This window comes from Armatimonadota bacterium (assembly GCA_029907255.1).
Classification (GTDB): domain Bacteria; phylum Armatimonadota; class UBA5829; order DTJY01; family DTJY01; genus JAIMAU01.
The window spans coordinates 1-12,988 of sequence record JARYMF010000004.1 but is presented as its reverse complement, the minus strand read 5'-3'; the positions used below and the strand labels follow the sequence as shown (position 1 = coordinate 12,988).

7 protein-coding genes are annotated in these 12,988 nt (G+C 56.2%); 5 read left to right on the top strand and 2 right to left on the bottom strand.

The genetic code is table 11. The features are described 5' to 3' along the window. Positions 1-11 precede the first annotated feature (11 nt). Positions 12-1,892: a sulfate adenylyltransferase subunit CysN gene (gene cysN, locus QHH26_04050; protein ID MDH7481136.1), complete on the bottom strand. Its 1,881-nt coding sequence runs from the start codon at positions 1,890-1,892 to the stop codon at positions 12-14. Positions 1,893-1,944: 52 nt separating this feature from the next. Further along, positions 1,945-2,850, bottom strand: coding sequence for a sulfate adenylyltransferase subunit CysD (gene cysD / locus QHH26_04045; GenBank protein ID MDH7481135.1), 906 nt, complete (start codon positions 2,848-2,850; stop codon positions 1,945-1,947). A 77-nt stretch (positions 2,851-2,927) separates the two neighbouring features. Here cysD and QHH26_04040 point away from each other — a divergent pair, with 77 nt between their 5' ends. The 5 genes from QHH26_04040 to QHH26_04020 all read left to right on the top strand — a co-directional run bounded on the left by QHH26_04040 (position 2,928) and on the right by QHH26_04020 (position 12,847). Next, on the top strand, positions 2,928-3,338 hold the full coding sequence (locus QHH26_04040) for a hypothetical protein (protein ID MDH7481134.1): 411 nt from the start codon (positions 2,928-2,930) through the stop codon (positions 3,336-3,338). Between the two features lie 382 nt (positions 3,339-3,720). After that, the gene (locus QHH26_04035; GenBank protein ID MDH7481133.1) at positions 3,721-7,029 is read left to right on the top strand and encodes a helicase-related protein; all 3,309 of its coding nucleotides are present in this window, start codon (positions 3,721-3,723) and stop codon (positions 7,027-7,029) included. Further along, complete coding sequence (locus tag QHH26_04030) at positions 7,022-7,486, top strand: hypothetical protein (protein ID MDH7481132.1); 465 nt, start codon at positions 7,022-7,024, stop codon at positions 7,484-7,486. The genes QHH26_04035 and QHH26_04030 overlap by 8 nt, the downstream gene beginning before the upstream one ends. Next, positions 7,446-10,199, top strand: a complete 2,754-nt coding sequence (locus tag QHH26_04025) for a DUF1156 domain-containing protein (protein MDH7481131.1) — start codon at positions 7,446-7,448, stop codon at positions 10,197-10,199. The genes QHH26_04030 and QHH26_04025 overlap by 41 nt, the downstream gene beginning before the upstream one ends. A gap of 20 nt (positions 10,200-10,219) precedes the next feature. Further along, positions 10,220-12,847, top strand: coding sequence for a DUF499 domain-containing protein (locus tag QHH26_04020; GenBank protein MDH7481130.1), 2,628 nt, complete (start codon positions 10,220-10,222; stop codon positions 12,845-12,847). Positions 12,848-12,988 lie beyond the last annotated feature (141 nt).

Here is a 12,988-nt window from a genome sequence, read left to right as displayed (position 1 = left end):
AGCTCAGGTCTCTACAAAACGTTTTTCTTTTCCAAAAACGTCATGACTGTGCGGACTGCCTCGTTGATTGAAATTTGGTCTGTCCGCAAGTGCAAGTCCGGTGATTCAGGCGCTTCATAGGGTGACGATATGCCGGTAAAGTCTGGGATTTCACCGGCACGAGCTTTAGCATATAGGCCCTTTGGGTCTCGTGCTTCGCATACTTCAAGTGGGGCGTCAACAAATACTTCAATAAACCGTTCATTGCCGATGATTTGCCGGGCATTTAATCGGTCCTTCCTAAATGGCGAAATGAACGAGGTAATGACGATGAGCCCGGCATCGTTAAATAGCTTAGCTACCTCTGCGACACGCCGTATGTTTTCCGTGCGGTCTTCTGGTGAGAAGCCTAGGTCGCGGTTCAGCCCTTGCCGTATGTTGTCTCCATCGAGCACGAAGCATGCGCGTCCTTCCTCAATAAGACGCTTTTCAAGTGCATAGGCAAGCGTGGACTTGCCTGATGCGGAGAGCCCTGTGAGCCAGATTGTTACAGGGCGTTGACCTAGCACTCTCGCCCTATCTTCGATTCCAACGTGGCCTTTATGGTGCACGATGTGTCGTTCTGGCGCTTCATAGCGGTGCAGGCGGTCGATAATCAACCCTGCACCCACTGTGAAGTTGGTCTGTGGATCTATGACAATGAAGCAGCCGGTCTGCCTGTTGCGTTGATACTCGTCGCATAGGATAGGGCGGAACAACTGCATGCTAATGCGCCCAATATCGTTAAGTTTGAGATTGGTGGCTGGTTGCCGATGGAGAGTGCTAGGGTCAATCACGTATTTTAAATCGAAGAACCGTCCTCTAGCAGTAGTTGTAGTGTGCTTGATGAGATACTGGCGGTCGAGGCGGAGTGGCTCCTCATGCATCCATATAAGCATTGCTTCCAGCTCATGAGCGATCCAGGGCAGGTTTGCAGGGTGGGCGAGCATGTCTCCTCGGCTGATATCGAGCTCATCCTCCAGGCAGATTGTTATTGGCTGGGGTGGGAATGCATAATCAACATCTTGGCGGTCGTAAATAATTCGCGATACGCGGCTTGTTTTCCCTGAGGGAAGAACAACCACCTCGTCGTTCACCCTTACCACACCTGACGCCACATTTCCACAGTAGCCCCGAAAACTGCCGCTCGGCCTGAGAACGTATTGGACGGGAAAGCGGAAGTCTATCAGGTTTCGGTCGCTAGCGATGTGGACATTTTCTAAATGTGCGAGAAGCGGGGCTCCTTCATACCAAGGCATGTTTGGGCTTCGATACACTACATTGTCGCCATGAAGTGCACTAATCGGAATGAATTCAAGGTCTTGTGTTCTAAGCTTTGAAGCAAACTCTGCATATTCAGCGACGATGTTCTCAAAAGCATTTTGAGAGTAGCCGACAAGGTCCATTTTGTTCACAGCGACAGTAATATGGGGAATTCCCAGCAGGGATGCTATGAATCCATGGCGCTTTGATTGGGTGGTTACGCCATTAAGGGCGTCAATTAAAATTACAGCTAAATCGGCGGTTGAAGCCCCTGTAACCATGTTACGCGTGTATTGCTCGTGTCCCGGAGTGTCAGCAATGATAAAGCGGCGGCGCGGAGTTGCAAAGTGACGATAGGCGACGTCTATTGTTATTCCTTGTTCGCGCTCTGCTCGAAGGCCATCGGTTAGAAGGGCAAAGTCTACGCCTTCTCTGCCTGCACGCCGAGAGTCGCTGTGCAGTGCGGCTAGGTGGTCTTCATAAATGCATTTAGCATCGTGTAGAAGGCGTCCTATCAGCGTTGATTTTCCATCATCAACGCTTCCGGCTGTTGTAAAGCGAAGCAGCTCAATCTCTTGGGCTTGTTTTATGAAATCTTCAAGTGTTGCCATCTTGAAATTCTTTGGTTAATTTCTTTAATCGGTTTGTAGTTTTTCTATAGGATTAAAAATAACCTTCGCGCTTCTTTTGCTCCATTGAACTGTCTTGGTCATGGTCAATTAGCCGCGTAATACGCTCCGAATGGCGAACGAGCATCATTTCTTCGATAATTTCTGGCACTGTCTTTGCTGATGAGCGGATGGCTCCTGTGCATGGATAGCATCCAAGCGTGCGGAAGCGGCACATGACCATTTCTGGCTTTTCGCCCGGGAGAAGGCGTGTGCGTTCGTAGACTGGGATAAGGCGGTTCTCCCTTACAACAACTGGCTGTTCTTTTGCAAAGTACATTGGCACAACAGGGATTCCTTCGGTATAGATATAGAGCCAGATGTCAAGTTCAGTCCAGTTAGAGAGCGGAAATACTCGAATGCTTTCACCTTTTTTGATGCGTCCGTTGTAGATATTCCAAAGTTCGGGTCGCTGGTTTTTGGGGTCCCACTGGCCAAAAGAGTCGCGAAACGAAAATATGCGCTCCTTGGCGCGTGATTTTTCCTCATCCCGTCGTGCGCCTCCGAAGGCAGCATCAAATCCGCCTTCCTTGAGGGCGTTTAAAAGAGCCTGGGTTTTTAGTGCTGCACAACACTTCACCGTGCCCCAGTCCCAGGGGTCAGCTCCTTGTGCGATTGCTTCTTCATTGCGATATACAATCAGGTCTGCGCCGATTTCCTTGCAAAATGCATCGCGGAATTCATACATTTCAGGAAACTTCATCCCCGTGTCGACATGAAGCAGGGGGAAGGGTATGCGGCCGGGGTAGAACGCCTTTTGGGCTAGACGGACCATGCACGAGGAGTCCTTGCCGACTGAGTAGAGCATCACGGGCCGCTCGAATTCGGCAACGACTTCGCGGATTATGTGTATGCTCTCAGCTTCTAAGGCTTTGAGATTTGATAGGCGATACCGCTCCATAGCAGAGGATATATTATTGGACAGAAGTCAAATAACCTGCTTGTTTTTCTGAGTAAACTAAATTTAATTTTGGTGCAGTGGTTGGTGTTGAAACTGGAATACCTCAGCTACTATCAGGGTTTGTTTGGTTTAAAGTGCCAAAGAAAATTGATTTGCCAGTGAATGATAAAATAAAAAGGCACACCGCTGAAGTCGCTGGGGAATCCAGCATTCTCAGTGCTCCCAGCAGCGACCCGGGGATGCGCAACTTCTCACGTGAGACCACGTACGCAAACATTTCCAGACTTATGCTATCCAACGGGGTGAAAGCTTGCATTGAGGAGCTCTTTGGGCTAGTCTATAGGTCTTGGCAACGCTCCTCGCCGAAATTCAAGGGTGGACCGCCGTCACGAATTGCGGTTGAGCCAGCACGCGCTATGCGCTCGGATTGCCAAGGCTACCAAAGGCGAATGGAACCTCGCCTGGCAAGATATCAGCCGCGCAGATAATGGGGAATGCCTCGTCATAGACCTCGAAATGCCCGCCCTTTAAGAAGCTCTGGGGTGTTCTCCTTGCTCGCTTCTCGCCGGCGACGGCTCCTGACCGCCTGATGCGGATGGTTTCCCCTCCGCCCCTCGCCCTAGTTTGAAGGAATCAAGTATAGCCGCGTCGAAACTGCCATCCGGGATAGCTATGGGTGAACGTTTCCTGTCAATGCGCTCGCATTCCTGAAGTGCGCTGGCAGGGCTGAATGCCGGTGATCATCGGCCGGTCTTGTTCACCCCGTGGCCTCAGTCCCGAAAGCAGTAACGCCCAGGGAAGTGGTGGGCGTTCATACGCGTCGTGATGTTCAGGCACGGGTGTTTTCACTAAGGAAAAGGTGAATGCGGCATGATTCCTCCGAAAGTGGGTGATATACTACACGGTGATTTCTGGCCGGAGCCGGTCCGGGTTGTGACCGTAGAGTCGGTTGGCAACCGAACGAAGATTGAGGCCGTCGGCGTGAACACAGGCCAGTTCTACTCGAACATCTTCAGTCCGGCTGACCTGTCCGGCGTCGAAGTCAGGAGCGAAACTGGTCGTGACTTCGGCGGCAATGGTGAAGCCTTCTTCCTGGCGATGGAGGCGCACCGCATCCGATACGCCCAACAGTTTGACCCGATCTTCGCCGTAAACGTTTCTCAGGTAGACCCACTGCCGCATCAAATCGAAGCCGTGTATCACTTTATCCTGCGCAATCCGCGTATCAGGTTTCTCCTTGCGGATGACCCCGGCGCTGGTAAGACCATCATGACCGGCTTGCTCCTGAAGGAGTTGAAGTATCGAGGCATCGTCCGCCGGTGCCTCATCGTCGTTCCCGGGCACCTGAAGGAGCAGTGGCTTCGGGAGATGAAGGAGCGCTTCGGCGAGACCTTCACAGTTGTGGACCGAGCGGTTGTGAACGCCAACTGGGGCCGGAACGTCTGGCAGGATACCTCTCAAGTGATCGCCTCAATGGACTTCTCGAAGCAGGACGACGTAATGGCGAGCCTGGGCGAAGTCCGGTGGGACCTGGTCGTCGTGGATGAAGCTCACAAGATGTCGGCATACCGATATGGGGATAAGCTTAACCGAACTGAGCGCTACAAGTTCGGTGAGCTTCTGTCGCGCACGACCGACTTCCTGCTTTTTCTGACAGCCACGCCGCATCGAGGCGACCCGGAGAACTTTCGCCTTTTTCTGGACCTCCTCGAACCTGGCATGTTCGCAAACACCGAGATTCTGCTGGAATCCGTCAAGAACCACGACAACCCCTTGTTCCTGCGCAGGCTGAAGGAAGACCTCAAGGACTTCGATGGCCGACCGCTGTTTCCGCCGCGTCATGTCGTCACGAGAGCCTACCGGCTCAGCGATGACGAGAAGCGGCTCTACAACGCAGTCACGTCCTACGTTGAAAAGTTTTACAACAAGGCTTTGTCCACCGAGAAGCGGAACGTGGCTTTCGCCCTGCTGATTCTCCAGCGTAGAATGGCGTCCAGTGTCCGAGCCGTACGCCGGTCACTTGAACGACGCAAAGCCCGCCTGGAGGAGCTTCTGAGCTGCGGCATGTGGCTTGCGGAGCAAGGCGCGGTGGACGAGGACGCCCTCGAAGATGCACCCGAAGCCGACCGCCTGCAGCAAGAGGAGGACCTCGTTGAGCGCCTGACCGCCGCTGAGACCCGCGAGGAGCTTCAGGAGGAGATAGACACCTTGGCAGACCTGATTCGCCTTGCCCGCGATGCCGAGAAGCAGGAAATCGAGACAAAGCTGAAAGAGCTTCGTCAGGTCATTACCGACAAACAAATACAGAAGACCGGCGAGAAGCTGTTGATATTCACCGAGTCCAGGGAGACCCTAGAGTACCTAGCCGAGAAGCTGAGGGCATGGGGCTTTTCGGTAGCTGTCCTCCACGGGGCAATGAACCTCGACGCCCGCATTCGCGCCGAACACGACTTCCGCGAGCGGGCGCAGGTCATGGTCTCGACCGAGGCAGGCGGCGAGGGCATCAACCTCCAGTTCTGCGCGCTTATGGTGAACTATGACATCCCTTGGACGCCAACCCGTCTCGAACAGCGCATGGGCCGCGTGCACCGATACGGCCAGCAGAGGGAAGTCCATATCTATAATCTGGTCGCCGCCGACACGCGCGAAGGCCAGGTGCTAGAAGCTATCTTCCGCAAGCTGAAGCGCATCCAAGAAGCCCTCGGCACCGACCGGGTATTCGATGTCATCGGCGAGGTTCTGCCCGGTCGCAGTTTGAAGGACTTGATTGTCGAGGCCATCGCGAACCGCCGAACGATGGAGGAGATTGTCGGCGAGATTGAAGCTGTCCCTGACAAGGTGGCGGTCGAGAGGACGAAGGAAGCCGCGATGGAAGCCCTGGCGACCCGGCATGTTGATCTCCAACGTGTATTAGGCGAGCAGCGCGCCGCGCGGGAAAATCGGCTCGTGCCGGAGTACATCGAGCAGTTCTTCGAGCGGGCAAGTGCCTTCGTGGGCGTGAATATCGAGCGGCGTGATGGCGGCGTCTGGCGGGTGCTCAGCGTGCCCTATGAGGTGCGCAATGTTCCTCCGAGCTTCAAGCATCGTTTCGGCGAGGTCTTCCGCGAATACAGCAAGATTGCTTTCGAGAAGGCGGACGCCCGCCGAAACGAGGCCGTCTTCGTCGCCCCGGGTCATCCACTGCTGGAGGCCATCATCGAGCACATCTTCACCAAAAGCGCGAAGGATGTGAACCGCGGCGCTGTCTTCGCTGACCCGGATGGGCGGCTAGACGGCTGGGTTTGGTTCATCGAGGGAGAGATACGGGATGGCAGAAATCAGGTCGCCGGGCGCAGGCTCTTTGCGGTATACCAGCCGATGGAGGGGGATATGCGCTTGGTCAATTCCTCCATCCTCTGGGACCTGAAACCTGAGGCGGAGTCTGGCGCAGATGAACAGTGCCCGAATGAGACCGAAGTTGTGGCATATGCCATCGAGAACGTCCTGGAGGAGTACCGAGCCGAGATTGCCGCGCAACGAAACCGAGACGCGGAAATTAAGCGAAAGTACGGCGTGCGATCTTTGGAACAGATGATTCTCGATTCCGACGCGAAGCTCATGGATTACGAGACCCGCCGCGCGAAGGGCGAGGCTTTGCCGGATGTAGAGATTCAGAACGAGCAGCGTCGAAATGACTCTCTTCGAAAGCGAAAGAGCGACCTGGAGGAGGAGATACGGCGTGAGACGAGCCTTCTGCCGTCCAGTCCAAAGGTACTTGGCGTCGTGCGCGTGGTCCCGAAGCCGCCTGCTGACAGGGCTGTGATGCGCTCAGATGCGGAAGTCGAGGCTGTCGGCATGAAAGTTGCCATGGGATACGAGTATGAAAATGGTCGGACGCCGGAGGACGTATCGCGGCAAAACCTCGGCTATGATGTACGCTCAATTGACCCAAACGGTGAGGTCCGTTATATTGAGGTCAAAGCAAGAGCCACTACCGGTGAAATCGTCCTGACTCCAAACGAATGGCTGATGGCAAAACGGCTCCAGCAAGAGTATTGGCTGTACGTGGTTGAGAACGTTTCTACAAAGCCAGAGCTATATACCTTGCAGAATCCTGCGGCTCTACTCCAGCCAGAGCAAGTGATTGAGACTGTGCGGTACGTCGTGAAGGATTGGAAGCAGGGGGCGACCAATGCATGAGCGGGAGGTAACCAAGGCAGTGGCAGTGCGCTTGCGCGAAGACGGCGCTATGAACCTGAAAGTCAGGTATGGTTCCGAGCCGGGGCCGGATATCGAGTGCGAACTGCCGGGCTCGCGTCGCAGGCTTTATGTGGAGGCGAAGGGGGCGCGGGCGGGTAGCGAGAGCCAGACTTGTCGAGAAGCGGTCGCTGAGGCGCTGTTGCAGACACTCTCGATATACGACCGGGATGTGGTCTGTGCGATAGCCCTGCCGTACGTGGACGGCTTTGCCAAGGTCGTGCGAAATATCATGCCGGGGCTTCGGGTGCTCGGTGTGCACGTACTGCTTGTGAGAGGCACAGAGGTCTGGCACTTAGGGACCAATTCGGCAGGTTTTTCCCATCCGTACCGAAATCTATCGTTGAGGTGCTTGACAAATGAGCTCACACGAAGGTCCACAAGGCAAGCGGCTGATTGAGGTGGATTTCCCGATTCGCAAGGTCTCGGAGGAATCCGTTCGTGAGAAGAACATCCGGCACGGGCATATTTCGACCCTTCACATCTGGTGGGCGAGGCGGCCGCTTGCTGCGTCGAGGGCAACTGCGCTTGCCGCGCTCCTGCCGGACGATGCGAATCGCCGTGAGTATCTCTTAGACCTTGTGAAGGATGTTTCACCTTGGGAAGCCGTGTCAAACGGAGAAAGCCCGAAAATCGAAGAAGCCCGACAGCTGATACGCGAGGCATACGGGGAGCGCGCCCCTAAGGTGCTGGACTGCTTCGCAGGCGGAGGTTCAATCCCGCTGGAGGCTCTGCGCCTTGGATGCGAAACGTATGCCCTAGACTACAACCCGGTGGCAGTCCTGCTAAACAAGGCGGTGCTGGAGTACCCGCAGAAGTTCGGCAAGGGCTACCAAGGCTCGATGGGAATACCGCAGAACGGGCTGGGCTTGGACGCATCCAACAATCCCCTACTCGATGCCGTGCGGTATTGGGGCAATTGGGTGCTGGAGGAAGCCCGGAAGGAACTACAGCAGTTCTACCCGAACGACCCGGACGGTTCGATACCGGTTGGCTACATTTGGGCGAGGACCATCCCCTGTCAGAATCCTTCCTGCAATGTGGACATTCCGCTGATGCGGCAGACGTGGTTGTCTAAGAAGGACAAGAAGCGCGTCGCTCTTAGGATGATACCAAACCCAGGAGAGGGACGGATAGACTTCGAGATAGTCGGTCAGGATGGGAGGCCGCTGGACTTCAACCCGGATGAGGGAACGGTGTCGCGCGCGCATGTTCGATGCCCGCTCTGCGGGGGGAGCATTGACGACAATACTACCCGGAGGCTTTTCCGCGAGGGTAAGTCGGGCCAGCGCATGGTCGCCGTCGTTCTGCACCATCCGAAGCGCAGTGGCAAGACGTACCGTCTGCCGACCGATAAGGACCTGGCCGCCTACCATGCCGCCGAAGCAGTCCTGGATGCGAAACGCAAGGCTCTCTGGGCTGACTGGGGCATGGACCCCGTGCCGGACGAGGAAATGAACAAGGATGACCCAACAACAGTGGCTGGAAGAGGCTATGGCGTTGAGCGGTGGGGTGATTTGTTCAACACACGGCAAAAGCTGGCGCTCATCACGTTTGCAGAGAAGGTGCGGCAGGCGCACGCGCGGATGCTGGACGCTGGTGCGGACGGCGAGTTTGCGAAGGCGGTGGCGGCATATTTGGCACTGGCAGCGGACATGACAGCGGCCTTCTGCAACGTGCTAGCAAGGTGGGAGAACACTTCGGAGGCAATCAAGCACTTATTCTCACGGCAAGCATTGCCTATGCTTTGGGATTACGTCGAACTGCATCCCTTTAGCGGTTCGACCGGTAGCGCGGAGGCCGGCTGGGAATACTATATGGGCGTTCTTTTCCACTGCTCCCAGATTATCTGCAATCCCCAACCCTCAATACCCACCGCCAACCACGGTTCCGCCGCCGACCTTCCCTGGACTGACAACTCCTTCGATGCTGTGCTCACCGACCCGCCGTATTACGACAACGTAAACTACTCCGCGCTTTCGGACTTCTTCTACGTCTGGCTGAAGCGCACGGTTGGGGACCTATATCCTGAACTCTTTGCAACCCCGCTTACGCCGAAGTCGGGGGAGATTGTCCAGGACCCGAACCGTCAGGGTGGAAGGGACGCGGCAAGGGCGTTCTTCGAAAAAATGTTGACACAAGCCTTTCGTGAGATGCACCGTGTTTTGAAGCCGGAGGGTATCGCAGTCGTTGTCTTTGCCCACAAGACGACGGAAGCGTGGGAGGCAGTAATCAATGCCCTGCTGGACGCCGGGCTTTACATGACCGCCTCATGGCCCATACATACCGAAATGCAGGCTAGGTTGAATGCGCAAGAGACCGCCTCGCTCGCATCGTCAATCTATATGGTCTGCCGGAAGCGCAGAACCAACGAGGTGGGCGAGCTTGCTTTAGTGCGGCGGGAAATCGAGGAGCGCATAAGGGAGCGGCTGACCCAGTTCTGGGATGAAGGCATCCGAGGGGCAGACTTCTTTATGAGCGCGATTGGACCAGCAGTGGAGGCGTTCGGAAAGTACGAGCGGGTTGAGAAGCCGTCCGGCGAGGCAGTAACAGTCGCTGAGTTGCTGGAATACGTCCGCAAGGTCGTCAGCGAATTCGCCCTCGAGCGCATTATGCGGGGCGGCGCATCTATGGGCGGAGTGGACGCTGTAACCCGGTTCTACGTGCTGTTCCGCTGGACCTACAACCATGCCCGCGTCCCCTTCGACGATGCTCGGAAGCTGGCTACCGGAGTCGGTGTGGAACTGACCAATCTCTGGGACCCGGGCGGCGTGGTTCTGAAGGAGAAGGAGTACGTGCGAGTGCCACACCCGCTGGAACGGGCGAAGGATGAGCGGTTTGCCCGAAAGACGCATTTCGACACGATGATAGATGCCCTTCACCGCGCTCTGCATCTCTATGACAAGAATGATCAGAAGAGACTGGCGGAGCACCTCGCCGAGACCTACGGCGGCAATGAAGCCTTCTGGCAGGTGGCGCAGGCGATTTCCGATGTCCTGCCCGACGGCGACAAGGAGAAGCAGCTGCTTCAAGGCCTGCTCTACGGGCGCAGGAGCTATGCATCGGGAGCGGCACGGGCGGACGAGCATTCCCAGATACCGCTTGACATTTAAAGTGGACGGGGGACGATAAGATGAAACCATGGCGTGAAGTGATAACACCGCATGAAGACATAAGAAGGGGAGGCTTCGACGAGTCGGTCTTCGCGGCGGACCTGTCTGACGTGCTTGCCAACCGCGGACCGGTGGACTATCGCGATGCCCTAACTTTTTGCGCGAAGACTTACCACACGCAAGGCTTGGTGAACCTGGGCGCGGCAGTCGCATCTCGGCTGGCGGGAAAAGGCAGTGGCGAACCGGTCATCCAGATTCAGACGCCGTTCGGCGGCGGCAAGACCCACAGCCTAATTGCCCTTTATCACCTCTTCCGTGGTGTGGAGGGGCTGGAAGAAACCGATTTGGCACGGGCGGTTTTGAACAAGGCAGGCCTTTCGAATCTTCCGAAAGCCAGGGTGGTGACGTTCGTAGGCACGGAAACAGACACTCTAAAGAGGACAATATGGGGTCATCTGGCAGAGCAGTTGGGGAACTATGACCTGCTGAGGGAGCACGACGAGAAGCGGCGCTCGCCGGGGAAGGATAACCTGCACAGGCTCCTCGCAGGACAGCCCACACTGATTCTCTTGGATGAGATTGTAGAGTATGCGGTCAAGGCGAGGGACTATCCCGAACAGATCATCGCCTTCTTCCAAGAGTTGACAGAGACGGTCAAAGTCTTGCCTCAATGCGCCCTCGTTGCGACTTTGCCGTCCAGCGTCCCCTACGGCGAGACAGGCGAGCGCAGGCTTTCGGAGCTTCAGCGCGTCTTTGGCCGCGTAGAAGCGATATACACACCCGTGGAGGGCGAAGAGGTCTACGAGGTCATCCGCCGCCGCTTGTTCCAGAATACGCCGGACGCCGCGGAGGTCAGCGCAACGGCGGAGAGCTACTGGCGCATATACCAAACGTTGGGCGATGACATACCCAGGCACGTGCGCGAACCGGCATACCGCGAGAAGATACGGAAGGCTTACCCGTTTCACCCTGAACTGATTGACATCCTTTACGAGCGATGGAGCACCTACGCGAACTTCCAGCGCACGCGCGGGGTACTGCGCCTGCTGGCTCTTATCATTGCCGATCTCTACAAGCGCGAGCATTCTGCCCCGCTGATACAGCCCGCGCACATCAACCTGGTCAATGCTTCGATTCGGCGGGAGTTCCTGAAGCACATCGGGAACGAGTACGACGGAGTAATAGCGGCTGACATTGCGGATGGAAACGCAAAGGCGCAGAAGATAGACAACGAGATGGGTTCCGAGTATGCCAAATTCGGAATCGCATCTGGGCTGGCTACAGCAATCTTCTTCGGTTCGTTCAGCGGGTCGGAGTCGAAAGGCATCGGCATCCAGCGGCTTCGGCTTGCAATCCTGCGGGAAGGCATACCCCCGGCGATTATCGGCGATGCGCTGGGCAGGATGGAGGACGAACTCTGGTACCTGCACGTCGAGCATGGCATATATTCGTTTTCCACTCAGCCGAACCTGAACCGAGTCATCATAGAAAAGGAAGATGGTGTGAGGGAGGAAAACATTAGCGACGAGATTAAGAGGCAGGTTGCGAAGTTGGCAGGTACCGATATGAAGACGTTCTGCTGGCCCAGGGAGACTCAGGATGTGCCCGACACAAAGGAACTGAAGCTGGCGGTGCTTTCGCCCGAATGCTCTATGTCCGGCGGCGGTTCGGGGGCGTTTGCGGACGAGCTTTTCAAGAAGAGCGGCATCACCTTCCGCACGTATCAGAACACGCTGGTCGTGCTGGCCCCTAACACGGCGGAACTGGCGGCACTGCGCCCTCAGGTGAAGAGACTGCTGGCACTGCGGGCTATCAAGGACGACAAGGCTCTAATGCGCCAGCTTTCCGATGACAACAAGAACACGCTCCAGAGCAGGCTGAGTAGTGTCGAGAGCGACGTGCCGTTCAAAATCCTTTCGGCTTACAGGCACGTGGCGAAGGCTGGACCGAACGGCGCGGAATGGCACGACATGGGACTGCCGACGGTCGGGGAAAAGGGGCCGCTTAGCAAGCGCGTGCTAGACTACCTGAAGAGCGAGATTCTGCTCACGACAATTACTCCGGACAAGCTCCTGCGTACGGCTTTGAACGAGAACGAGCAGGAGAAGCCTGTGACCGAGATATACGAAGCCTTCCTGAAGTTTCCACAGTTTCCGATGATTGCGAGCGAGTCCGTGGTCAAGACGGCAGTGGCGACCGGCGTGCGAGAGGGCACGTTTGGTATTCGCGTGGGAGATAGGATTTACATCAACGAAGAGCTTCCGTACAAAGCCTTGGACGCTGGGGCAATCCTGGTTCGGAAGGAGTTTGTCGTCAAGACCGGCGAGGACGTTCCGCCTGTCAAAAGCGAAGGGGAGGTTCAACCTGGCAGAGTGCAGGAACCGCCTCCAGGCGTCGAGGTTGTGGCTCCGCTCGTCGGCGGGTTCCGAAGAGTGAGGCTCCGGGCAAAGGTCCCATGGGACAAGCTCTCCGACTTCCTGCGAGGGGTGGTGATGCCCCTATGGAGTGATGGAGCGGAAATGGAGGTCGAGATTTTTGTTCAGGCGCACTCAGACTCTGGTAGCATCCGACAGAGCACCCTCGACCAGAGTGTTCGCGAGACCCTCCGTCAGATTGGAGCCGAGGTCCTGGAAGACACAGCGGAGTGATTAAGCACTAGCAAACGCGGGATGGGCTGCAGGAAAGGTGGACGTACAATGTGCGTCTTTGATTATGCGCTCGCAGTGACCTCCACCCTGCTCAGTCTTCTTTGGTTGAGATAGGCCTATGAGATGGCAATACCTTCGGAG

Bases quoted from the DNA above. Each gene is read 5' to 3' on its own strand.
- cysN (MDH7481136.1), bottom strand. From the start codon at position 1,892: ATGGCAACACTTGAAGATTTCATAAAACAAGCCCAAGAGATTGAGCTG.
- cysD (MDH7481135.1), bottom strand. From the start codon at position 2,850: ATGGAGCGGTATCGCCTATCAAATCTCAAAGCCTTAGAAGCTGAGAGC.
- QHH26_04035 (MDH7481133.1), top strand. From the start codon at position 3,721: ATGATTCCTCCGAAAGTGGGTGATATACTACACGGTGATTTCTGGCCG.
- QHH26_04030 (MDH7481132.1), top strand. From the start codon at position 7,022: ATGCATGAGCGGGAGGTAACCAAGGCAGTGGCAGTGCGCTTGCGCGAA.
- QHH26_04025 (MDH7481131.1), top strand. From the start codon at position 7,446: ATGAGCTCACACGAAGGTCCACAAGGCAAGCGGCTGATTGAGGTGGAT.
- QHH26_04020 (MDH7481130.1), top strand. From the start codon at position 10,220: ATGAAACCATGGCGTGAAGTGATAACACCGCATGAAGACATAAGAAGG.